At 71.8% G+C, this 21,775-nt stretch carries 20 protein-coding genes; 3 read left to right on the plus strand and 17 right to left on the minus strand.

The window, feature by feature from the left end:
* Window positions 1-133: 133 nt before the first annotated feature.
* From ACFRMQ_RS18355 to ACFRMQ_RS18385, 7 genes are all read right to left on the minus strand, one after another.
* Window positions 134-1,336, minus strand: coding sequence for a 3-deoxy-7-phosphoheptulonate synthase (locus ACFRMQ_RS18355; RefSeq protein ID WP_380731503.1), 1,203 nt, complete (start codon window positions 1,334-1,336; stop codon window positions 134-136).
* A 277-nt stretch (window positions 1,337-1,613) separates the two neighbouring features.
* Entirely contained in the window at window positions 1,614-2,270 is a 657-nt protein-coding gene (locus ACFRMQ_RS18360; RefSeq protein WP_380731504.1) for a flavodoxin family protein, read from the minus strand.
* A 149-nt stretch (window positions 2,271-2,419) separates the two neighbouring features.
* Window positions 2,420-3,466 carry a hypothetical protein gene (locus ACFRMQ_RS18365; protein WP_380731505.1) on the minus strand — a complete coding sequence of 349 codons (1,047 nt, stop codon included), beginning with the start codon at window positions 3,464-3,466 and terminating at the stop codon, window positions 2,420-2,422.
* A gap of 185 nt (window positions 3,467-3,651) precedes the next feature.
* Window positions 3,652-4,161 (minus strand): hypothetical protein, encoded by a 510-nt coding sequence (locus tag ACFRMQ_RS18370; RefSeq protein ID WP_380731506.1) that lies wholly within the window; start codon window positions 4,159-4,161, stop codon window positions 3,652-3,654.
* Window positions 4,151-4,543 (minus strand): carboxymuconolactone decarboxylase family protein, encoded by a 393-nt coding sequence (locus ACFRMQ_RS18375; protein WP_380731507.1) that lies wholly within the window; start codon window positions 4,541-4,543, stop codon window positions 4,151-4,153. Before ACFRMQ_RS18375 ends, ACFRMQ_RS18370 begins: the two co-directional genes overlap by 11 nt.
* 106 nt (window positions 4,544-4,649) lie before the next feature.
* Window positions 4,650-5,162, minus strand: coding sequence for an aromatic-ring-hydroxylating dioxygenase subunit beta (locus ACFRMQ_RS18380; RefSeq protein WP_380731508.1), 513 nt, complete (start codon window positions 5,160-5,162; stop codon window positions 4,650-4,652).
* On the minus strand, window positions 5,159-6,478 hold the full coding sequence (locus ACFRMQ_RS18385) for an aromatic ring-hydroxylating dioxygenase subunit alpha (protein WP_380731509.1): 1,320 nt from the start codon (window positions 6,476-6,478) through the stop codon (window positions 5,159-5,161). Before ACFRMQ_RS18385 ends, ACFRMQ_RS18380 begins: the two co-directional genes overlap by 4 nt.
* Before the next feature lie 973 nt (window positions 6,479-7,451).
* Between ACFRMQ_RS18385 and ACFRMQ_RS18390 the strand changes: the two genes are divergently transcribed.
* The 3 genes from ACFRMQ_RS18390 (at window position 7,452) to ACFRMQ_RS18400 (ending at window position 10,533) form a co-directional block, all read left to right on the plus strand.
* Window positions 7,452-7,757 (plus strand): response regulator transcription factor, encoded by a 306-nt coding sequence (locus ACFRMQ_RS18390; RefSeq protein ID WP_380731522.1) that lies wholly within the window; start codon window positions 7,452-7,454, stop codon window positions 7,755-7,757.
* A gap of 979 nt (window positions 7,758-8,736) precedes the next feature.
* Complete coding sequence (locus ACFRMQ_RS18395) at window positions 8,737-9,957, plus strand: sulfotransferase family protein (RefSeq protein ID WP_380731510.1); 1,221 nt, start codon at window positions 8,737-8,739, stop codon at window positions 9,955-9,957.
* Window positions 9,958-10,092: 135 nt separating this feature from the next.
* Window positions 10,093-10,533, plus strand: a complete 441-nt coding sequence (locus ACFRMQ_RS18400) for a MarR family winged helix-turn-helix transcriptional regulator (protein WP_380731511.1) — start codon at window positions 10,093-10,095, stop codon at window positions 10,531-10,533.
* A gap of 112 nt (window positions 10,534-10,645) precedes the next feature.
* On the opposite strand, the gene ACFRMQ_RS18405 is transcribed toward ACFRMQ_RS18400, so the two are convergent.
* From ACFRMQ_RS18405 to ACFRMQ_RS18450, 10 genes are all read right to left on the minus strand, one after another.
* Window positions 10,646-11,503, minus strand: a complete 858-nt coding sequence (locus ACFRMQ_RS18405; RefSeq protein WP_380731512.1) for a class I SAM-dependent methyltransferase — start codon at window positions 11,501-11,503, stop codon at window positions 10,646-10,648.
* Window positions 11,497-12,285: an alpha/beta fold hydrolase gene (locus ACFRMQ_RS18410; protein ID WP_380731513.1), complete on the minus strand. Its 789-nt coding sequence runs from the start codon at window positions 12,283-12,285 to the stop codon at window positions 11,497-11,499. Before ACFRMQ_RS18410 ends, ACFRMQ_RS18405 begins: the two co-directional genes overlap by 7 nt.
* Window positions 12,282-12,926 carry a LysR family transcriptional regulator substrate-binding protein gene (locus tag ACFRMQ_RS18415; RefSeq protein ID WP_380731514.1) on the minus strand — a complete coding sequence of 215 codons (645 nt, stop codon included), beginning with the start codon at window positions 12,924-12,926 and terminating at the stop codon, window positions 12,282-12,284. The genes ACFRMQ_RS18410 and ACFRMQ_RS18415 overlap by 4 nt, the downstream gene beginning before the upstream one ends.
* Before the next feature lies 1 nt (window position 12,927).
* Entirely contained in the window at window positions 12,928-13,677 is a 750-nt protein-coding gene (locus ACFRMQ_RS18420) for a DUF6182 family protein (protein WP_380731515.1), read from the minus strand.
* Window positions 13,674-14,798 carry a hypothetical protein gene (locus ACFRMQ_RS18425; RefSeq protein WP_380731516.1) on the minus strand — a complete coding sequence of 375 codons (1,125 nt, stop codon included), beginning with the start codon at window positions 14,796-14,798 and terminating at the stop codon, window positions 13,674-13,676. The genes ACFRMQ_RS18420 and ACFRMQ_RS18425 overlap by 4 nt, the downstream gene beginning before the upstream one ends.
* Window positions 14,798-16,261: an FAD-dependent oxidoreductase gene (locus ACFRMQ_RS18430; protein WP_380731517.1), complete on the minus strand. Its 1,464-nt coding sequence runs from the start codon at window positions 16,259-16,261 to the stop codon at window positions 14,798-14,800. The genes ACFRMQ_RS18425 and ACFRMQ_RS18430 overlap by 1 nt, the downstream gene beginning before the upstream one ends.
* Window positions 16,258-17,115, minus strand: a complete 858-nt coding sequence (locus tag ACFRMQ_RS18435; protein ID WP_380731518.1) for a class I SAM-dependent methyltransferase — start codon at window positions 17,113-17,115, stop codon at window positions 16,258-16,260. Before ACFRMQ_RS18435 ends, ACFRMQ_RS18430 begins: the two co-directional genes overlap by 4 nt.
* A gap of 27 nt (window positions 17,116-17,142) precedes the next feature.
* On the minus strand, window positions 17,143-18,825 hold the full coding sequence (locus ACFRMQ_RS18440) for a GH3 auxin-responsive promoter family protein (RefSeq protein ID WP_380731519.1): 1,683 nt from the start codon (window positions 18,823-18,825) through the stop codon (window positions 17,143-17,145).
* Window positions 18,822-19,451, minus strand: coding sequence for a hypothetical protein (locus ACFRMQ_RS18445; protein ID WP_380731520.1), 630 nt, complete (start codon window positions 19,449-19,451; stop codon window positions 18,822-18,824). Before ACFRMQ_RS18445 ends, ACFRMQ_RS18440 begins: the two co-directional genes overlap by 4 nt.
* 420 nt (window positions 19,452-19,871) lie before the next feature.
* Window positions 19,872-21,104 (minus strand): cytochrome P450, encoded by a 1,233-nt coding sequence (locus tag ACFRMQ_RS18450; RefSeq protein ID WP_380731521.1) that lies wholly within the window; start codon window positions 21,102-21,104, stop codon window positions 19,872-19,874.
* Window positions 21,105-21,775 lie beyond the last annotated feature (671 nt).

Consider the following 21,775-nt stretch of genomic DNA (forward strand, 5'->3'; position numbering starts at 1 on the left):
GGGATCCGCCGCTGTGTTGCCGTGCCACCGCCCCGCTCACGTGCCGCTCATCGCCCGGGCGGAGGTGTCTCCCGGTCCGGGCGCCGGGTGAGGAGGGGAAGGGGCAGGGCGGGGTACTCGCCCGTGGCGCCGCTCAACGGCCCCAGGTCGACACGACTGCCACGGCCTGGTCGATGTTGAGCCGCGGGTCGCAGAGTGTGGTGTAGCACAGTGGGTCGAGGAGGTCGTCGAGACGTGACTCGTCGGCCACGCACTCGCCGACGTCCTCCGGTGTGGCTTCCAGGTGCAGCCCTCCCGCCACCACCCGCTCCGCGGCGGCGGCCTCCTGGAAGAGCTCCACTTCGAGCGTGACGGTGGTCAGCAGGCGGGTCTTGCGGCCCAGGGGGCCGCGCTGGGTGTTGCCGTGCATCGGATCGCACAGCCAGATGACCGGATGCCCCGCGTCGCGGACGGCGGCCATCAACGGCGGCAGCCACTCCTCGACCCGGTCCGCGCCCATCCGGGAGATGAGCGTCAGCCGGCCGGGCGTACGGTCCGGGTCCAGGACCGAACAGATCTGGATCAGTTCGGCGGGTGTCATCGTCGGACCGACCTTGCAGGCCACCGGATTCTGGACCCGGGCCAGCATCTGCACGTGCGCACCGTCCAGTTGGCGGGTGCGGTCCCCGATCCACGGCCAGTGCGTCGAGGACAGCAGCAAGCCCCGCGGGCCACGACGCAGCAAGGGCAGCTCGTAGTCCAGCACGAGGGCTTCGTGGCTCGTCCACACGGGCGCCACGGTCGGCAGACCCCAGGCGCCGCCGAGCCGGCGCAGGAACTCCGTTCCGGCGTGAGCGGCTCGGTAGCCGGTGAGCAGGCGCGCCGGATCAGGCCGGCGCAGCTGCGGATCGGGCTGCGGGTCGTTGACCAAGTGGCCGCGGAACACCGGCAGTTCGATCTCTCCGTGCCGCTCCAGGTCGGCGGAGCGGGGCTTGGCGAACTGACCCGCGATCCGGCCCACCCGGACCACGGACAGGCCGGTCCGGGCTTGCATCGCCCCGGCCAGCGCGTCGAGCATGCCGGCCTTGCGGCTGAGCACCTCGGGAACGCAGTCCGCGGGGTCCTCGGCGCAGTCGCCCGCCTGCAGGACCTGTAGTCCGCCGGCCGCGACCTCGGCGAGGAGCAGCCGGAGATGGCGCACCTCGTCCCAGGTCACCAGGCCGGGTAAGTCGCCGAGTTCGCCGCTGACCCGTTCGGCCAGGCGGTCGTCCTTCCATCTCGGTTGCTGCTGGGCCGGCAGAGTGCGAAGCCATTGACCCTCGCGCTCCGGATCCGAACTGAAGTCGTTTTCGACCAACGGTGTGAGAGTGAGAGGCGTAGTCACGAATTTTATCCCCGCATCGGAAGCTCGTCGCTCCAAAGTTGCAGACATTCCACCGCTGACCGGCCGGCACCTCACCGGTTCCGGAAGGCGAAGGCGGACAGCTACTCAGGTGGATAGAAGGTCGCGCGCTAGATCGATCGGAATGGCCATACCGTCCTGACTGAGCACCGGTTCGGAGTGGAACCGGACCGGACGTCACGGGGTCGTGCGAACGGGCGGGCGGCGGCCGCCCCCGGCGCGCGGAATCCGCTCACGCCTGAGGGAAGGACGGGACCGCTTCGCCGCACCGCGGGCGGGGCGGCGACTGGAGCAGCGGCAGCACCGTGCGACTGGGGGCCGGAGACCGGCCGAGGTCGAGGGTCATGCCGAGTTGGCGGCCCACGGCCACGCACAGGTCGTGGGCCGCGGTGCGGGTCAGGTCCTGGTGATCGTTCTGGCTGACGCACGCCGAAGCCACGTTCCGGTTCTTCAGGCGCAGGTACCACGGGAACAGCGCTCCCAGCGCGGGCTCCGTCAGCATCGTGCGCGAATGCACGATCGTCGCCACCTGCAGGTTGCCGAAGGGGCGGCTCGGGGCGTTCATGAAGCTCTTCAAGCGCTCCTGGAAGATCTTCAACACCGCGGGCACGTTCCCTCCGTGCACCGGCATGGCGAGGAGCATGGCCTCCGCGCCCTCGGCCATCTCGACGACCCGCTCGAAGTCGTCGTCGATCGGGCACCGGCCCACCGCGGGATCGAGGCAGGTGTCCTCGCCCTCGCACATCGCGATGCGATAGTCGATCAACCGGATCCGCTGGACCTCCGCGTCACCGACCTCCTGGACGAGGCCGGTGATCGCCGCCTCGAGCAACGCGTCCGTCACCGACGGGACGCGTTTCTGCGTACATGACAACGCAACGATCTTCATCTGGAGGGACCTTCCCCTTGTCCGCTCAACACCGGTCGAGACCGCGCCGCCCAGGACCGGCCGGCCGACGACGTGCCCGTGGCCGCACTCCGGGGCGGCCACGACCACTCGAGAAGTGAATGCTTACCCGTCGAACGCGATCCGGTTCCCTACCGCGTCTCCGTCAGGAAGTAGAGCGCCTTGCCGTTGAGGGTGACGGTCATGTGCATTCCGGACCCTTCGGAGGCCGCTCCGCGCGAGACGACGTACGGCATGTGCCACTGGTACCTCACCAGGGTTCCGCGTGCCGGATCGACGTCGGACCCGTCGTACCGCGAGATGTCGCCGTAGTTGTTGACGCCGAACCGGCGGGGGTGCGAGCCGATCCCCGGCAGCACGGCCCGGCCGGCCGCCGCGATCTCCTCGAACGTCTCCAGCTGCGCGACGCGCTTCTGGTTCTCGACCGCCTGCGCGTTGTAGTAGTCGCGGATCTCGTTGCCGCTGCCCCGGACGACCACCTCGCGCGGGACGAACAGGAACATGAGGTGGTTTCCGAAGAGGAGGTCCGAGCCGTACGTGGCGTTCTTCATCACGAGCAGGTTCTCGCTGGACCTCTTGATGAATTCCGCCTTGACCACTTCGAGGTACGGGCCGATCTTCACGGCCGGCTCGACGGTCTCCCGGAGCTCCCAGGGCATCATGCTGATCGCTTCGTGCTCGTCGACGGTCGGCTTCCGCACGGGGAGGTACCGGTCCAGGTCGGCGGTCTGAAGCTGGAGCTCCGCTATCGCCTCGGCGTTGCGGAACTGGTCCTTGCCCGTCTTCATGGTGCCCATCAGCGCCTGATGGACGCGGTAGCACCGGTAGCCGTCCTGCATCGACAGGGGGAAGGCCGTGAAGATCCCCTGGATCTTGGGGTCCGACCTGTACGTGACGGACATCAGCAGGAAGCCGTCGTAGAAATTGGGGTACTCGTCGAGCAGGAGCGCCTGGAAGGACGAGACCGGGAACTCCTCCGGGCTTTCGAACTCCCGCTCGATCAGGTGGCACTTCGGGAAGATCGGGTTCCCGTCGAGGAAGTGGCCGACCGCGTCCCGGAAATCATCGAGCGAAAAAGGCCGCTCGACGCTGTACGTCGAGAGGGCCGGGTAGAACTGCGTCAGATCAAGGGGGTGCGGGAAAGTCATCAGGTTCAGGCGGATCATCTTGTCGGCCATCGACAAAGGCATGTCTGATCACTCCGGTAGGCGGGCACGGGAAGTGCCGGAAGACGTTTGGGCCGGGGCTCCGGCAAGGTCGCGAAAGAATCTCCGGGTAGGTGGCACCGCCAAACGCCGTCCTGGGCCGACTGGCGGGAAGCCATACTGCCGCCGGTTCGCTCAGCGGCTCGTCAGCGGTGCGGTCACCCGGCCGCTTCCTCCTCCGGAGCGTGAGGACGCTCCGCGTGCCAGGTGCACCCGTCGCCCGCCAGTTCGCACGAGACCTTGACGTCCGGTTCCACGTAGCGGTCGGCGATGGCCGTGTTGAGGTTCTGGCAGTACCCGCACGGTGACTTGAACGTCAGGACGACGCCGGCGCGGGCGGCCTCCTTGCGGTACCGGAGGATCCCGCAGTCGACGTTGCGCAGGACGGTGCCCGAGGGTTCCGGCTCGGTGGACACGACCGAGTCGTACAGCATCAGCTGACGCTGGAGCCGGGTCATGAAGTGATCGGTGGCCGAGACCCCGTCGGGCCGTTGGGCGCGCAGCAGTTCCGCGGTGATGCGGGAGTTCGCGTCGATCCACCCGGCCAGGCCTTCTTCGCCGTGCTCTCCCAGGACGAACTCCTCCGCGGCCGCCTGGGCCTCGAAGTACCGCTGGCGCCACAGGTCGACCTTCTCCTCCGGGGCGAGCGGAGCCGTTTCACTGGTCATGGTCCGCGTCCTTCCCGGCGGCCTCGTCCAGCTCGGCGAAGACCTCCTGGGCGACGCGCAGCCCGTTGTTGGCGACCGGCCAGCCGCCGTAGTACGCGAGCTGGATGATGACCTCGATGACCTTCTCCCGCGACATCCCGAGGTTCAGGGCGGCACCGATGTGGCCCCGCAGCTCCCAGTCGGTCCGCGCCAGCGCGACCGCGGTCAGTGCGACCAGCTCGCGCTCCTCGACGCTCAGGTGCGGGCGGGCCCAGATCTCACCGAACAGGTGGTCCACGGTGAGCTGCAGGAACTCCGGGTAGGAACCCGGGCGCGGCTCGCGGCCGAAGACCTCCTTGAAGATGGCTTCGCCCCGTTCGCGCCGGGCAGACGGCTGACTCATCGATCAACTCCTTCGTAGACGTGGACTTCGTGGGGGGAGACACGGCTCGGCCCCGGCGGCGACGGTTGGGAAGCCGCCGCCAGGGCCGGCCGCTGTCATCGGCCCGTCAGAGGACGATGCTGAGCTTTCCGTGCTCGTACAAGGTCTCGTGGTCGAGCACCACGACCCGCTTCCGGATCCGGAACGACTCGCCGTCGGGGACGAGTTCGAACCGGTACTTCCCGACGTAGGCGTCGGAGCGCCCGTGCCCGAAGCGGTACGCCACGACGTTCGCCGCCACCTCGAGGTAGCTGCCCTGATCAGCCAGGATCTCCACGTTGCTGATCACGCGGTTCGTTCGCGACCGGGGGTCCTCGCACCAGACCTCGCCGTTGAGGATCTGCTCGATCCGCTGGCGGAGCCGGGCGGGGTTGTCGTCGATGAGCCCGAGCGCGTCGGCCGACTCGCCGCGGACGTCGGTGGCCGGCACCACGTAGCGGATGTCCTCGGTCAGCATCTCGTCGTACCACTCGACCAGACGCCACTCGTCGAGCAGCCGGGCCTCGCGGAAGAGGAACTGGCTCACCCGGTGCCACAGCCTCAGCTGGGCCGTGTCGTCGATGATCATCTCGCTGGTCACAGGTTGTCCGCCCCTTGCAGCTCGGCCTGGTGAGCGACCTCGAAGTGACCGTCGTCGTCGTGCATCAGCCGGTCCCACTGCCGCCAGAACTCGCGGGCGGGAAGCTCGTCGGTCGTCTCGGGGATCTCCTTGTTCATACCGCGTGACAGATCCGAGTAGCGCACCGTGCGGTTGCTGTACCCGCGCTGGCACGACTCGACGATCTCGATGTCGTCGGGAGTGGCGAAGCCGGCGGGGCCGAGGAACGTCAGGTAGTGACTCTTGCGGAGTTCCCGGATCTCCGGATCCTCCTCCTTGGGAGCCAGCGCGACCGAGGTGATGGACATCCGGTCGGCGCCGATCGGGTCGATCTTGCGGATCGTGATCGCGATCGCGTCGATGATCAGCAGGTTGGGGAAGATCAGCAACGCGCGGTTGGTGCCGGTGATCCGCTCGGCGTGCTCGGCGCCGAACCGCTCGACGAAGCGCGCGGCGGTCGCCTCGATGCGCGGCCGGACCTCGGGCGGGAACATCGGCGTCCAGTGGGCGAGCGGGCGGGCGGCGGCCGGCGGCAGCTCGTTGGCTCCATGACCGAGGCCGAGGCCGCGGCCGAAGCCACCCCGGCGGCGCGGCGGCTGCGACCCGAGCGACTGCATGTAGCTGACGTAGCGCTTGTGCAGGGCCCGGAAGTGGTAGATGTCGACGCTGTTCTCCATCATGAGCTTCCAGTTGGCCTGGGCCCCGTGGAGCTGCGCGCCTTGGATCACCTCCATCCCGACCTCGGACTGGTCGGCGATCATGTCGAGGTACTCCGTGGCTCCCGCCAGGTACTCGACCAGGGTGCGCGGCTGCTCCGGGTCGAAGGTGACGAAGACGAAGCCGCGGTAGCTGTCACTGTGGTGCTCCGCCAGGCCGAAGTCGGCCTTGCGGAAGTTCGGCCCGTACCCGTCCGGAATCGGGACCCCGGTCAGTTCGCCCTGGTTGGAGAACGTCCAGTCGTGGTAGGGGCACCGGAACGACTTGGTCTGCCCGGCCGGCTGCGAGCAGATCAGAGCCCCGCGGTGGGTGCAGCTGTTGGCGAAGACCCGGATCACGCCGTCGTTCCCGCGCGACATGACCACCGGGCGCCCGCCGACGTCGCGGGACACGAAGGACCCCGGCTCGGGCACCTCCGACTCGTGCCCGAGGTACAGCCAGCAGCGATCGAAGATCTTGGCCATCTCCTGCGCGGCCACGTCGTCGTCGGTGTAGGCGCGGCGATCCACCCGGAACGAGAGGTGCTCTAGATCGTCGATGACGATCGGGTCGTCCACCAGCCGTTGCAGTTCGGTCGTCACTGCTCCCTCTTTCGCTGTAGTTTCTGGGCGGTTCCGACGACCACCTGGGCCGTGTGCGCGGCGGCATCGCCGTACTCCGGCTGCGCGGTGCACATCCGGCCCCCAACGTGCGTCTGGCCACATGCGCCGGTGCGGGAAAGCAAGTCCCAGGCACCGGCGGGCCGTTCACGACTCCGCAGCCCTCCATGGTGGTGGACTGCAACCACGGGCAGGTTGTCAGATCGCCAAGTCGGCCGTACATAGGACTTAAGACCCATCGCGGGCTGTCGCTCTGCTTCGACGCCCCTGGAACGGGCTCCGGACCGGCGCTGCGGGAGGCGGCAGAAGGCAAGGTGGTCAAGGTATCTGACGGTGAGTCGTTTAAATGGACTCCGGCGGGGTAGGCGCCCGCGGTGAAAGCCCGGAATCGGGTGAATCCGCGTCAGTGATCACGGATTCGCGAAGCTTCGCGCCACTGAGGAAGGCCTTTTCCGCCAAGATCGCGTGAGGCTGAATCCACTCTTCGAATGCCGAGTCGATGTGAGCGAGGAGATCCGGCGCGCACGGCGGCCGTACGGCCGAGGGCCGGTCGTCGCCGCCGGCGCCGCCGAACCCGGACGCCGGTGATCGCCATGAACTCGACTGTCGGTCAAGGACGTTGACACCGGATGAGCGCGCGACACCGCAGTCGCCGCCTTGCCCACTGCGGCCTGGATCAACCCACCCAGCCGCGACCAGCGAGAACACTGACTCAAAAAGATTCTCGGACCGGCCTGACGCCAAAATCTTGACAGCTACAACCCTCTCCCGAGTTCGATCTTCGGTACAGTCGAACGTGGCTACTACCGGGCCTGGGGCCTCTCATCGGAGCCGACCGGGCGAGGGACTGTCCATTCGACCATGGGGCAAGGAGACACGGATGGCTGCGCAAACGAGCGACCGCGCACACTCTCTGACCGACCATCAGGCAGGCACCCCCATCGCTCAGGACTCGATGGCGACGCGCCCGCGTCCGCGGCGGGTGGAGGCTCGGACCGCCCGCGCCCCCCAGGGGAGAGCGGCGACCGATCGAGGCGGTGACCCGGCGGGCGACAGGTCCCCGTCCAGCGCCCTGACGCCGCGCCAGCTGGAGGTTCTCTCCCTGCTGACCGATGGAATGACGAACCGTCACATAGCTCGCGCGCTCGGCATCACGGAGAAGACCGTCAAGAACCACATGCAGGCGATCTTCGCCCGGCTCAACGTGTCCGATCGGACCCAGGCCGCCGTCTACGCGGTCCGGCACAACCGGGCGGCTTGACCGCTGCTGCCCGGCCGCCACCGCGCCGGGCAGCAGCGGTGGCGGCCGGGATTCGGAGGCGGGTTCGAGAATCATTTTGAGTCAGTGTTCCTGCTGGTCGCGGCCGGGCGGGTCGATCCGGACCCGGTGGGCGGGGCGGGGGGTCCGGGGTGGACGTCCTGTGGAGTGTGCCGGGTGGTCCCGGAGTTCCGGCGTGGGGCGTTCCGTGCCGGGTGAAGAAGGTGCGACGGAAGGCGCGGGCCTGCTCGATCGGTGTCGAAGTGGGCCCCCTCGTCGAGTAGTTCGTGGCAGTCGGTCGCCGGAGCCTTGTCGGCGCGGTTCGGACGGTTTCAATAACTCTCGACGCGCCCTTCGATCGCGTCAACCGTGCTGTAGCGGACATGTACCGACATCGACACACCTTCTGACGGACCGTCGGGCATTTCCAGGATCGTGCGACCTCGTGGTCGGCCGCACGAGAACGGTTGATGACGCCTCCCGAAGGGCCGGCATGGTGTAAGGGCGCGCGGGGCCGGCCGGTGGTGACCGTCGACACCGGTCGACGATCGCCTCCCGGCGGGTCCGCGCCGGCGCCGATCGAACGGTCGGTGGGCCAAGGGCACGATCGAGAGGGTGCCGCGATTCGGTCCGGTCGTTCCGGCCGGCGTTTTCCGCGGGTCGTGGGCCGTTTCCACCGGGAGGTGGGAACGGCCTTTTTCGCTTTGTGGCCGAGGGGCCGGGCCGCGGTGTTCCAGGGGGTGTGCCCGGGGGTGGGGACCGGGGCGGTGGCGGTGGCGATGACGGGCTCGGGTGGCCGGGCGGTGTCCGCCGGTGGGGGCGGCGCGGCGCGGGTGACCGGGTGCCGGAATTCGACCAGGTGGCCGAAATGTGGGCTCGAAGTCTTTCAGCCAATTGTTCGACCGCATGGTGATGAGGGAATGCCTGATCATTCCCGGTGGGTTACGCTCCGTTGAAACGAGTCCCATTTCGGGAGATACAAGTGAATGATCGGTACGATGGGCAAGCCCAGGTCTGCGGGGTAGGCGATGAGAGGCTGAAGCAGGTTTTTCGGCCGGACTCCCCGTTTGCGCTGCACGACATTCTCGCCGTCGCCCGGCAGCAGGAATCCGACGCGATAGCGCCGGACCCCCGCTTTGTTCCCGCCTTCCGCGAGCTCGCCGAATCGCTGGTGGAGGAGGCGGCTCTGACACCGGTCGGGGTGACGGTGGCCCGGCGGCGGCTCGCGCTCTCGCTCGCCAACCAGCTCAGGGTGCGGCGGCTGGTCGAGAGCGGCCGGGTCGATCCCGAGCTCTACGGGGACGACGCCGTCTTCGTCGTGGGGCTGCCGGGCACCGGGCTCCGTCGGCTCCAGCGGTTGCTCAGCCAGCACCCGGGCCTGAACATCCCCTCCCTGTGGGAGGTCGCCCGCCCGAGCACGGAGTGGGCGCCCTGGCGCCGTGACCCCTCGCTCGTCGACCCGTTCGAGTGCGCGCTGTGGGAGCGGCCGGGCGGGGCCGCCGGCCGCCGGCCGGATCCGGGCGCGCCGTGCGGTGACCACCTGCTGCTCTCGTACGCGTTCCACGCCCCGTCCGCACCCGTGGAGTACCGGGTTCCGCGTTACGCGGACTGGCTCGATTCGCAGGACGCGACCGCCGCCTACACCTTCCACCGCCGCGCGCTGGCGGTCATCCTGGAGCGGGTCCACGGCGGAAGGCCGGTACTGGTCAGCGAATTCCACGCGCTGCGACTCGACGGCCTGCTCTCGGTGTACCCGAACGCCCGCGTCATCAGGGTGCACCGGGACCCGATGGCGTCGCTGGCCGGCATCGCGGAACTCAGCACCCAGCGTCGCCGGGCCTGGTCCCTGCGGGTGGATCCGCGGGCGGTGAAGGCCGAATGGGCGCGACGGCTCGGCCGGGCGCTGGCCGGTCCGCAGTGGTACGACGCGTCGGTCGGGTCCAGGGTGCTGGATATCGCGTACGCGGAGCTGGCGGAGATGCCGCTGCTCACCGTCCGGCGCATCTGCGAGTTCATGGACGCCCCGCTGCCCAGCAGCGTCGAGCAACGCATGCTGGCGGAGGGCGTGCGCTTCGAGGAGGATTTCCCCGGAGACTTTTCCAGGGATTACTTCGGGACCGCCGATGCGCGGCTTCCCGATATCTTCCGCGACCATCGGGAAATCTACTGCCGGCATTGGGGAGTGGGTATGGCGATCCAATGACCGGCGCGGAGCCCCGGACGTAGAATTCGCATCGGACAATGAATCCCCTGTTCGTGTTATGATCCGCGCCGAGGGTCGGTTTCGAAATGGAGTCTCCCTCGCCAACGAGGGCGGGTGGGACTGGAAGGTTGGGCTGTGACGACAGTGTCCAGTGACCGCGAAAGTGACATCGAGCTCTGGTGGCAGGTGTCCCGGCTGTCGACGTACATGTCGCAGCTGCTCGAGCGCAGACTCATGCGTTCCCATGGCATCGGTCTGACGGACTTCATCGCCCTCAGCACCATCCAGCAGTCCGAACCGCGGGTGATGCAGATGCAGGAGCTGGCGGAGGAGATGGGGGTCAACCAGTCGACGCTCAGCCGGGTGGCCGTCCGCCTGGAGCGCAGCGGGCTGGTGAAGCGCACCAACAGCGAGCACGACCGGCGTTTCGTCGTCATCCGCCTCACCGAGGTCGGCCGTCGGGAGCTGGGGCTCTACTCGGCCACCTTCACCCAGGAGCTCCACACCGCCTTCGAGATGGCCGCGTTGACCCCGTCGCTCTCCAAGTTCCTCACCCGGATCCGGCCGGGGCAGTAGGAGCCCGGGCCCGGGAGCGTCGGGCCCGGGAGCGTCGGGCCTCGAAGCCTTCGGGACCCGGTACCCGCTGACCGCGACGCACCGTCAGGAACGCGGTGCCGCAACGGTCGTGTCAGCCCGTCGCCGTGGCCGGCACGGTCCCGACGGCGACGGTGTTGCCCTCGCTGATGTAGGCGTGCGGGTCGCGGAGCGGATTGAGCTCGCCGTCCGGGTCGAGGAACGGCTCCCAGTCCCCGTCGAGGTGCGCGGCGACGGCCTGGCCGGCGATCCGCGCGCACGCCAGCGCGTAGAAGCGCAGCGCGGCCGGCGCCAGCGGCGCGTGGTGTTCGATCAGCAGGGTCCGCTGGCGCACCGAGACCAGCCCGGCCCGGTCGAGGTGGCGGTAGAGCTCGCGGGTGCGCACCAGCTGCCGGGCGTACCCGGGGGTGCGGGCCGCCTGGCGGAAGAAGTCGGTGAAGAGGAACGGATCGGCCGGGCGCACCGTGATGAGCGTCGCGTCGAGGTCCTTGACCGCCACGACGCCGCCGGGGCGGACGACCCGGCGCAGCTCCGCGAGCGCCTGCGGCAGCTCCTCCTCGGAGAGGTACTGGGTGGTGTTGGCGCACCAGACCGCGTCGAAGGTGTCGTCCTCGTACGGCAGGGCGAGCAGGTCGCCCCGGCGGGTGTCGACGAGGGGCCGGGTGCCGTGGGCGCGCATTCGGCCGGCGGCGAGCGCGGCGTTCTCCTCGGCGAGGTCGATCGCGGAGATCCTCCCGTCCGGGCCGACCAGCTCGGCCAGCCACGGCAGGAAGGCGCCGGTGCCGCAGCCGGCGTCCAGCACGTGCCAGCCGGGGCGGATGCCGGCCTGGTCGAGCGCGGCCCGGTACCGAGGCGCGCACGCCGCGAAGTGGGCGTCGACGATCTCCTCGTTGGTGAAGCCCAGGCCGGTCGACGCGGCGTAGCCCCACGAGCGGTGGTCCTCGGTCAGCATGTGCTGTCCCCTTCCCCGGTCGGCGCGGTGGAATCGAGTAGCTCGCCGAGCAGTCTGGTCGTCAACTCCGGTGCCTCCAGCGGCTGGAGGTGGCCGACCCCGGGCACGGTGACCAGTCGCCCGCGCGGCAGGGCGGCGGCCGTCAGCGCCGCCTCGTCGACGGTGACCAGCTCGTCCTCCGCTCCGGTGATCACCACGGCGGGTACGTCGGTGGCGCGCAGCACCTCCACGGAGTCCGGGCGCGCGGCGATGGCCTCCTGGGCCCAGGCCACGGCGCGCGGGTCGGCGGCCCTGGACCAGGCCAGGACCTCGGCGAGGGTGCCGGGGCGCTCGGCCCTGGTGGTGGCCCCGAGGAGCAGCGGTGAGGACCGCTCCACCAGCTGGTCCCGCTTGTCGTCGTCGAGGACGAGGCCGGCGAAGGCCCGGCGACCGGCGGCCTGGTCGGGGGTGTCGGCGGTGGCCCTGGTGGCCAGCAGGGCCAGGGCGCCGACCCGGTGGCGGTGCCGGCGCAGGAAGGCCATCGCCGCGTAGCCGCCCATCGAGCAGCCGACCAGGGCGACGGTCTCGTGGCCCAGGGCGTCGAGCCGTGCGGCCAGGTCGTCGGCGACGGTGTCGAGCGAGGGCGGCCGGTCGCCGAGCGGCTCGGCGCCGAAGCCGCGCTGGTCGGGTACGACGACGGTGTGTCCGCGCTCGCGCAGCGCCGCCGCCTGGGCCCGCCACATGGCGGAGCTCAGCGGCAGCGCGTGCAGCAGCACCACGGGCAGGTGCGGGGTCCCGGTCACGGCTTCGCGCTCCGCTCGGCGGCGGCGACGAAGGCGGCGGCCTCCGGGGAGAGTTCGGCGCCGCGCAGCCAGGCGAGGGTGACCGGGGCGGCTGGGAGGTCGTGGATCGGCACCACCCTGATGTTCGGCGGCACGATGTCTTCGAGCGACCGGACCGACAGGTGCACGGCCCGCGTCTCGGCGAGGACGGCGGCCATCGCCTCCACCGTGGTCATCGGGTGGACCCGGCGGATCGGTGTGCCGGCGGGCGTGCGCGGCGGCACCATCAGGTCCCAGACGTACGGCGGGAAGTCGCCGGGGCAGCTGAAGGCCTCGTACGCGGTGGTCTCCTCGATGGACACCGAGGGGCGCCCGGCCAGCGGGTGGTGGGCTCCGACGATCACCGCCCGGGGGTCGTGGGCGACGGTGGCGCCGGCGGCGATGTCCGGCTCGTACAGGTCGTACTTGACGATCATGAGGTCCATCGCGCCCTCGCGCAGCGGGCGGAACGGCTCCCGGACGTCGTACGGGACGAGTTCGATCGTCGCGCGGTCGGTGCCGGCCGCGGCGATGATGCTCTCGGCCAGGTGCGGGGAGCCGTGGATGCCGAAGCGGATGGGACGGGTGGCGGCGGGCGCGGTGGCCGGCGCGGAGTCGGACATGTCAGCCTTCCTCGGTCAGTCCGGCGTATGCCTGGAGCTTGTGGGGGTGGTGGGCGTCGGCGTCGACGCGCAGGGCGGCGAAGGGGACGGTCATGCCGGTCAGGCGCGGCACCGAACGCAGGGTCAGCAGGTCCCCGGGGCCGATCAGCCCGTCCAGGGCCGCCTCGACCAGGAGGTGGTTGAGCTGGACGAGGGCCTGGGAGACGGTGACCCCCGCGGTGGCGACGTACAGGTCGCGCTTGCCCGGGCGGTGCGCCCCGGTGTCCGGGCCGGCCGTGGCGACGGCAGGGACCTCGACCGTGGTCGGCGGCCAGGGGGCGAGCGGGCGCGTGCCGTTGAAGGTCTTCAGCAGGCGCCGCAGGGCGGCGGTGGTCCCGTCCGTGCCGGGCCCGACCCAGGCCGCCGAGCCGTCGGGGGCGAGGTGGTCGAAGGCGAACCGTTCGCGCAGGTTCTCGGGCCGCCCGGCCAGGAAGACGGTCCGGGTGAGGGCCCGCCGCCAGGGCCGTGCCCGGTCGGCGGGCACGCGCAGCGCGAAGCGGCAGGTCTCGCGCACCCAGTCCGCGAGCGAGAAGCGCCCGATGACGGCGACCACGACGGCGCCGTCCGCGGCCTCGCCCCGCGCGGTGATCTCGGCCCTGGCCGCCCGCAGGGACCGGGGGGTGGACAGGTCCAGTCGCTCGGAGAGTTCCGGCAGGGCCGCGCGGAGCCGGTGGGCGGCGACGGAGAGCAGGAGTTCCGGGGAGATCGTCATGTGAACACCGTGGTCAGGAGGGAGCGGTCAGGAGGGGTCCGGCCCCGGCGGAGCAGGGAGGAGGTGAGCCGGTAGGGGTCGACGTGGGTGTGGTCGCGGCGGTGCGGGGTGAGGGCGGCGAGCAGCGCGTCCCGCTCCGGCGGCGCGGGCTCCCGCGCCCTGCTCAGCAACTGCTCGGCCCGGGCCAGGCTCTTGCGCAGCAGGTCGTGCCGGAAGGACTGCTGCTGGCCGGGGCCGAGGGTGGCGATGAAGTAGAGCCGCATCCCGAGCAGGCGGACCTCGGGCGGGTGGTCCTCGCCGACGGCGTGCAGGAGGGCGTCCACCGTGTAGCCGTGCCACCCGCCGTGCCGGGCCGAGGTGATCCTCCCCTCGATGGGCGTGCGGCCGATCGGCACCCGGTGCACGGTAGGCCCCCGGTCCGCCAGCACCCGTTCCAGCAGCTGGTAGTCGGGGTCGAGGTCGCGGTCGTACAGCATCACGACCTCGTCGTACCGGGGGGCGAGCGGCAGCAGTTCGCGCAGCGCGCAGGCGAGGTAGTTGGGGCGCCCGTCGGCGTCGACGATCTGCCGCAGCGGCAGGCCGAACGGGGTGGCGTCGAGGTACACCGGGCCGCCGAGGTTCCGGTGGTCGAGGCCCATCCCGGCGGCGACCAGGTGCTCGATCATCTCTTCGAGGCCGAACTCCGGCGGCTGGTGGGCCAGCAGGCCCGGGTCGTGCAGGCCGAGCCGCCGGTAGTGGCCGGACCACAGTTCCAGCACCCGGGTGCTGGCGGGGTGCACGAAGCCGGTCCGCTCGATCGCCTCCGCGTACGGCCGCAGGGCCGCGGCGGCGGGACGGGTCTCCTCCTTCCGGTACGCGACGTAGAGCTCCCCGATCTGCTCCTCCGACAGCGAGCCGTAGTCGGTGTCGCCCAGGGTGCGGTCGAGGAACTCCCAGAAGCCGACGACCTGTTCGGTGCGGTGGTAGGTGGTGTGGCTGAAGCGGAAGGTCACGTCGGCCAGCTGCGCCGTGGCGCGGAACATCACGTCCGCCCAGAGCAGGCCCTTGAGGTGGCTGGGCATCAGGGGCTTCGAGGGGGTGATGGTGATCGGTGCCATCAGCACCCGGCTGGTCGGTGTCATCAGGCCTCCCCTCCGGCGGTGACGGCGCGCAGCAGTTCCTCGCGGCTCGGTGGCCGCAGGGCGGCCGGGGCGGGGGTGGCGGTCGCGGCGGTCGCGGTGGCGGCGCGCACGCGGTCGCGGAAGGCGCCGTCGTCGAGGATCTCGGCGGGGGTGTTCAAGGTCATCAGCACCCGGGTCAGCCCGCGCCACACGGTGGCGTCGGTCGCGGCGGCGGCCGCCACCTCGCCCATCGCGGGACGGCCGGGGGCGGCGGGCGCCGACGGGGCCGGGGCGCTCCCCTCGGCCCGCGCCTGCCAGAGCCGGTCACGGGCCAGGCTGTCGTGGACGGCCTGGTCGAACCAGGGGCGCAGGAGCGTCCCGGTGAGCCGGGCCGCGGCCTCGCTCCGGTCCGCCTGCGTCGCCGCGCCGTCGTCGAGCAGGTCGGCGGTCCGGAAGGCGTGCGCGAGGGCGAGCGACATGCCGCGCCCGTAGATCGGGTCGGTGACGCAGACCGCGTCGCCGACCGGGAACAGCCCGAGGACCGGCCGCCCGTCCGCCGGGACGCCGCCGCGCAGGAGGTTGGGCGGCAGGGTGATGGCCCGCACCGGTGTCAGCGGCGTCGAGACCCGTTCGTCGGTCCACGCCCCGACGTACGGGGAGAGCCGGGCGGCGGCGGTGAAGGCGGCGGGCTCGCGCAGGGCGTCGGTGGCGGGATCGGCGGTCGGCGCCCCGATGGTGATCGCGAAGACGCCGTTGTCGGCCGGGTGCACCACCGCCGCGTAGTGGTCCCAGATGCCGCCGGCCGCGTTGCCCCGGTTGAGCGGCCCCGGGGGCGCGCCGCCGTCCGCCGGGTTCAGCCGGTAGTACCGGGTGAAGGCCCGCAGCCGGGTGGGCGAGCTGAGGCCCTCCGGGACCGTTACCCCGGCGTCGGCCAGCCAGTCGCGGGACCGCGCCCGGCGTCCGGTGGCGTCCACCACGAAGGCCGCGGGCACCCGTTCGCCGCCGTCGGTCACCACGCCGGTCACCCTGGTCCGCCCGGCGTCCAGGAGCAGGCCCCGGACGGAGGTGCCGTGGCTGATCGTCACGCCCGGCAGCGCCCGTACGGCGCGGTGGAGCAGCAGCTCCAGGAACGGGCGGCGGGCGGCGAGCGCCACCAGCTCGTCGTCGCCGTCCTGCCCGCGGCGCGCCGTCGCGGGCGCCGCCGCCGTGAGGTCGAGCAGCCGGGCGCCCTCCTCCAGCGCGGTGTCGAGCAGCCGGGGGGCCCGCTCGCGCAGCACACGCACCCCGAGCGAGGTGAGGACGTGGGAGTGGTCGCCCTGCGGCACGGTGGGCCGGTGCCACAGGGCGGCCGCCTTGCCGGCCGGCCCGTCCGGCGGGGGAGCGGAGCGTTCCAGGATCCGCACCGGCCGGCCCCGTTCGGCGAGGGCGAGCGCGGTGGTGAGGCCCGCGAAGCTCCCGCCCACGATGACGGCGGGCGCGGTCAACGGCGCCGTCCGTGGACGAAGAAGACCCGGCGCACGTCCTTGACGTCACGGGGAGGGACCGGGTCGGGCCAGCGGCCGTAGTCCGCGGCGGCGTCGCCGGGCTGGACCGCCTCGACCTCGAAGCCGTACTGGTCGAACAGGGCCTCCGGCTCGTCGCTGCCGAACAGCCAGGGGCAGCCCCAGCCCGCGAAGACGTCCAGCAGCTCCCGCATGTTCGGCAGGGTCAGGGCCGCGGAGTTGACGATGTCGGCGGCGATCCGGCTGCCCGGCGCGGCGATCGCGGCCACGCGCTCCAGCATCCGGCGGGTGTCCGCCTCGGGGATGTAGTACAGCAGTCCTTCGAGCAGCCAGGTGGAGGGCAGTGCCGGGTCGTACCCGGCCGCGACCAGTTCGTCCTCCCAGTCGTCCGCGGTGAGGTCGACGGCGACGGTCCGGTGGGCGACCCGCGGCGCGATGCCGGCCAGCCGCTCCTCCTTGAAGCTCAGCACCGCCGCCCGGTCGACCTCGAAGTAGCGGATGTGGTCGGGCCACGGCATCCGGTAGGCGCGCGAGTCCATGCCCGAGGGGGCCAGCACGATCTGGGGCATCCGCGGATCCTCGGCCGCCGTGCTCAGGAAGTCGTCGAAGAACCGGGTCCGGATCGCGTTGTAGTCGGGGGTGCTGGGCAGCGAGCGCGGCCGGTCGGGCGGGAAGGTCGCGGTGCGGACCTCGGCCAGCAGCTCGGGGCCGATGTCGCCGGCCAGCAGCGCGGCGTGGGGGTCCTCGTAGAGGCGGTCGGGGCGCTGGGTCTCCGCGGCGCGCAGGGCGGCGGTGAGGAGAGCGGTCCGCTCCACCGGGTTCAGCAGGTCCGTCATGTCGTTGCTCCTCGTGGTCGGTCCGGTTCAGACGGCGGGGGTGCCGGTCAGGCGCCGCCAGAGCAGGTCGTCCTGCCGGAACAGGCGGTCCTTGACCTGGGTGGGGCGGATGCCGGCGCCCACCGCGGTGTGCCAGTCGCGGTGGAAGGCCTCGGGGGCGAGCGGCAGCAGGGCGGGCGGGGCCAGCCGGTGTTCGGCGCGGGCGAGGTGGTAGCCCGCCGACTCCCGCCGCAGGGCCGCGTCCAGCAGAGCGGTGAAGCGGGCCTTCTCGGTCTCCCGCCAGGGGAGGGTGGGAGCCACCGCGAAGACGTAGCGCGGGGCCGTTCCGTCGGCCGGCTCCACCCGGCAGGCGACGTTGCGCAGTCCCAGGCCGGTGCTGTCCAGGGCGGTCCGCAGCGCGCGGACCACCTGTGACTCGCGCAGCCGCTCGCCCACCGCGTCGGAGCGCCCCGCCCGGCCCGCGTACCGCACCCGGGGCGCGCCGTCCGGAACGTCGACCACCTGGACGACGTCGCCGACGGCGTAGCGGTAGAGCCCGCCGACGTGGCTGAAGACGACGTGGTACTCGCGCCCCGGCTCCAGTTCGTGCGGCAGCAGGGTCCCGACGTCGGGGGTGAGGTCGGCGTCGGCGTCCACGAACTCGTACACCGAGGCGGTCGCCACCAGGCTGCCGGCCGAGCCGTGCCGGTCGAGCGGGACGCCCACCGGTCCTTCGGAGGCCGCCACCGGCGCGGGCAGCGCGCTGACCCCGGTGCCGAAGTCCTCGCGCAGCGCGGGCAGGTAGAGCGAGGCGACCCCGGTGGTCCAGCCGAACAGGGCCCGGATCCGGGGCCACACCAGGGCGGGGGTGACGGTGCCGAAGTACTCGGCGAGCCGCTCCAGTTCGGCCGCCCGCCCGGGGTCGGGGCGGCCGTGCCGCACACCGCCCAGGGTGCCGTCGCGCACCTCCCGGACGATCCGCTCCCACCAGAGGTTCAGCTGGTACGGCACCGCCGCGATCATCGCCGGGTTGATGCCGATCAGGCAGCGCACGTCGCTCTGGACCGCCAGCCGCAGCCGCAGGTACATCTTCTCCAGGTGGTCGCCGGGCGCGACCTCCACCGGAAGGGTGGCCCAGGGGGCCGCCGTGCCGGGTTCGGCCGAGAGGGGCTCGCCGAACTTCTCCCCGAAGTCGACCTGGCTGGCGCCGACGTGCGGGTGCCCGTCGGCGGTGGTGGGGGGAGCGGAGAGCGGGTCGTGCTTGAGGTTGAGCACCGCGTCGGGCCGGTGCACGACCTCGGGGAAGTTCTCGATCAGGGGCGCCCAGGCCGCGTAGTAGAAGGGGAAGAAGGCCGTGCGCATGAAGCGCGGGGTGATCGGGATCTTCTTGTGCGCGCCGGTGCTGCCGCTGCTGGTGAAGTAGACGACGGGATCGTCGGCGGAGAGCAGGTTGCGTTCCCCGGCGGCCGTCCGCTCGATCAGCGGCGCGTGGGCGGCGTAGTCCTGGACCGGGACGGCCTTGCGGAAGTCGTCCAGGTCGCGGATCCGCCCGAAGCCGTGCTCGCGTCCGAACTCCGTGCCCGCGTTGAACTCCAGGAGGTCGGTGAGCACGTGCCGTTGCCGCTCCCGCAGGTCGGCGAGGGCGGCGCCCAGGTTGTCGCGCTCGGCCAGCACCCGGGTCCGGTAGCGGTCGGCGTGGCCGGGGGAGGCCCAGCCCTGGTCGGGTGTCACGGGGCGAGCACCTCCAGCACGGCGTCCGTCGCGTGTGCGACGGTGGGCTGTTCGTCGATCATCGTCACCGGCACGTGCCGCACCTCTTCCAGCATCAGCTTGCGAAGACTCGTCTGATAGCTCTCGAACCCGTCCCAGTCGGGCAGTTCGCCGGTGTGCTCCAGCGGGTTGAGGCCGGTGCCGCCGCCGCGCCGCCGCCACGCCGACGCGGGGGAGACGTCCAGGTAGACGACCGCGCGGGGCTGGGTGAAGGAGCGCCACCAGGAGTACATGGGGTTCTCCTGGACGCCGGCCAGCCGGCACTTGGCGAGGATCTTGTAGTAGTAGGAGTCGACCAGGAGCGGGGTCCCCGGGTCCTGCCGTCGCACCTCGTCCCGCAGGTGGACCACGGCGGTCTGCAGCAGGCTGGCCAGGAACTCCGGGGAGTAGGAAATCCCCAGGCCCGGCAGGACGTCGTCGACCACGCCGCGGCGCAGCCGGCCGATCAGGGCGTGCTCGGGCCGGACCAGGTCGCCGTCGGTGGACAGGGTGCGCCAGCCGGGCAGCCTCTCCCCGACCTCGGACATGACCGAGGACTTGCCAGCGCCGTCCGGGCCCAGCAGGACGAAGAACGGGCGGTCAGTCATCGGCGGAGCCCGTCGTCGGGAGGCCGGTGCGTCCGGGGTCGAACACGCCGTCGCGGTACCGGATTCCGTGGCCGACCGGTGCGGGGCCTCCTCCGGTGGGGGATCCGGAGGGGCGCGAAACGTCGGAAGTGGTCATGGGAGAGCACACCTCGTACGTGGAAGGGCTGCTGGGTGGGCGCGCCTGAAGGGAGACGGCTGCTGAGCATGAGGCGATAGAGGAACCTTCATGCACAAGGCATGACTAGTCAAGTACTTTCAAATGCATATGCCTCGCGTTACAGTGGCCGCGGACGGGCCGGGCGCTTCCTGGCCTGACGCGACATCAATCGACGTGCGCACCGAGTGGATTGGCGATCGGTCCGGCGAAAGGTCATCGAACGCCCGGAGTCGGCGGACCGCCGGGGCGGCACCGGAGGAGGATCAGCCGGCGCGGTAGCGGACCGGGAGGGACAGGACGCCGCGGATGATCCCGGAGCCGATCCAGTCGAGCGAGTCGAGCGGGACGGCGGGCTCCAACTCCGTCACGCGGGACAGCAGGACGCGCAGCGCGACCGCCGCCTCCAGCCGGGCGAGCGGGGCGCCCAGGCAGTAGTGGACGCCGTGGCCGAAGGCCAGGTGGCGGGCGCCCGGGCGGCTCACGTCGAGTGCCGCCGGGTCGCCGGGGCCGGCCTGGGGCGCGTCCTGCCCGGCCGAGCCGAGGGCGACCGAGAGGACGCCGCCCCGGGGGATCGCCACCCCGCCCAGCTCCAGGTCCTCGGCCGCGTAGCGGTTGGTGGAGCGTTCCACGGGGGCGTCGTGGCGCAGGAACTCCTCCACCGCGTCCGGCACCAGCTCCGGCCGTTCGCGCAGCAGCCGTAGCTGGTCCGGGTGCCGCAGCAGGGCCAGCTCGGCGTTGCCCAGCAGGTTCACCGTGCTCTCGTGGCCCGCGACGACCAGCATCAGGGCGGTGCCGACCAGTTCCTCCTCGGAGAGCCGGCCCGCCTCCCGGTCGCGTACGGAGACCAGGGCGGAGAGCAGGTCGTCCTGGGGCCGCCGGCGTTTGTCCGCGACCAACTCGGCCAGCAGGCCGTGCAGGGAGGCCAGCGCCGGGCGGTGCTCGGGCGAGGCCGGCCGCAGCGACTGCGCCGACCAGTGGCGGAAATCCCGGTGGTGTTCCGGCGGGACGCCCAGGAGTTCGGCGATGACCGTGGCGGGCAGCGGGGCGTTGAAGGCCTCGACGAGGTCCAGCTCGCCCGCGGGCGGCATCGCGTCGATCAGCCCGTGGGCGAGCCGCTCGATCCGCGGCGCCAGTTCGGCCGTGCGACGCGGGGTGAAGGCGGCCGAGGCGAGCCGGCGCAGCCGGGTGTGCTCGGGCGGGTCGGCCTCCATCATCTGCGCGCCGAGGCCGACGGACGGGCGGTGCAGGACGAAGCCCGCGGCGTCCAGGGCGTCGGCGGCGGGGGTGGCGTCCTTGAGCAGGGCGGGGTGGGTCAGCGCCTCCCTGGCCAGGTCGTACCCGACCACCACCCAGCCCTCCAGACCGGGTTGGAACTCGGCCGGGTGGATCGGGCCGAGTTCCCGGAGGCGGGCGTAGCGGGCGGGGGCGTCGGCCTTGAAGGCGGCGTCGATGACCACCGTGGCCGGTCTGTCGGAGGGCTGGTCCTGCGGGTCCATGGTGTGACTCCCGTACGGGCGAAGTGGTGCCGGTTCCGGCCGCCCGGGCCGGCGGTTCGCGGCCCCGCGGCTCCGGCCCCGGCGGCCGTCCGGCGGCCGAGGCTCCCAGCCTTCGCCCGGTGGCCGGTCTTCGCATCGGTCATCTGACGGTCGAAGCCCGCGGAAGCGGGCCGGTTCGGCCCGCCGGAGGCCGGCCGGGGCGGGGGTGTGACCGAGGACCGTGCCCGGCCCGGCCCTCGACTGAACCGGGCTGCTGAGCCATCTGACGGATGCTCCGGTCCCGGCCCGCGCCGCACAGTTGCACCAGTGCCCGGTGGCATCCGCCGGTCCGGGACCGGACCGGGCGCGCCACTCACCTGGGAGTCGGCCGGCAGGGGAGAGCGTACGCATGGCAGACGTCCGGCACCCGCCCCGAGGGGATGCGCCGTGTCCCGCCTTCCCGCTCTTCCCGCCTTTCCCGCCTTTCCCGCCTTCCCCACGATCCCGCACGACGGACACAAGGAGTCCTCGATGGCAGTGAACGAGAACCAGAACCGCCCCGGCACCGGCCGACGCCGCTTCCTCGGCCTCGCCGCGGCCGGTGTCGTCGCCGGCCAGGCCGCCCTGTCCGCCCCGGCCCAGGCGGCCCCGGGCGAGGCGGCCCCGGCCCAGGCGGCGGCCGGTCAGGGCGT

The organism is Kitasatospora sp. NPDC056783, assembly GCF_042789895.1.
Taxonomy (GTDB): Bacteria; Actinomycetota; Actinomycetes; order Streptomycetales; family Streptomycetaceae; genus Kitasatospora.

Coding starts and splice junctions, on each gene's coding strand:
- ACFRMQ_RS18370 (WP_380731506.1), bottom strand. CDS start 4,161: ATGACCAGTGAAACGGCTCCGCTCGCCCCGGAGGAGAAGGTCGACCTG.
- ACFRMQ_RS18415 (WP_380731514.1), bottom strand. CDS start 12,926: ATGTCCGACTCCGCGCCGGCCACCGCGCCCGCCGCCACCCGTCCCATC.
- ACFRMQ_RS18375 (WP_380731507.1), bottom strand. CDS start 4,543: ATGAGTCAGCCGTCTGCCCGGCGCGAACGGGGCGAAGCCATCTTCAAG.
- ACFRMQ_RS18405 (WP_380731512.1), bottom strand. CDS start 11,503: ATGCTGACCGAGGACCACCGCTCGTGGGGCTACGCCGCGTCGACCGGC.
- ACFRMQ_RS18360 (WP_380731504.1), bottom strand. CDS start 2,270: ATGAAGATCGTTGCGTTGTCATGTACGCAGAAACGCGTCCCGTCGGTG.
- ACFRMQ_RS18425 (WP_380731516.1), bottom strand. CDS start 14,798: ATGACACCGACCAGCCGGGTGCTGATGGCACCGATCACCATCACCCCC.
- ACFRMQ_RS18445 (WP_380731520.1), bottom strand. CDS start 19,451: ATGACTGACCGCCCGTTCTTCGTCCTGCTGGGCCCGGACGGCGCTGGC.
- ACFRMQ_RS18450 (WP_380731521.1), bottom strand. CDS start 21,104: ATGGACCCGCAGGACCAGCCCTCCGACAGACCGGCCACGGTGGTCATC.
- ACFRMQ_RS18435 (WP_380731518.1), bottom strand. CDS start 17,115: ATGACGGACCTGCTGAACCCGGTGGAGCGGACCGCTCTCCTCACCGCC.
- ACFRMQ_RS18420 (WP_380731515.1), bottom strand. CDS start 13,677: ATGACGATCTCCCCGGAACTCCTGCTCTCCGTCGCCGCCCACCGGCTC.
- ACFRMQ_RS18365 (WP_380731505.1), bottom strand. CDS start 3,466: ATGGCCGACAAGATGATCCGCCTGAACCTGATGACTTTCCCGCACCCC.
- ACFRMQ_RS18390 (WP_380731522.1), top strand. CDS start 7,452: ATGGCGACGCGCCCGCGTCCGCGGCGGGTGGAGGCTCGGACCGCCCGC.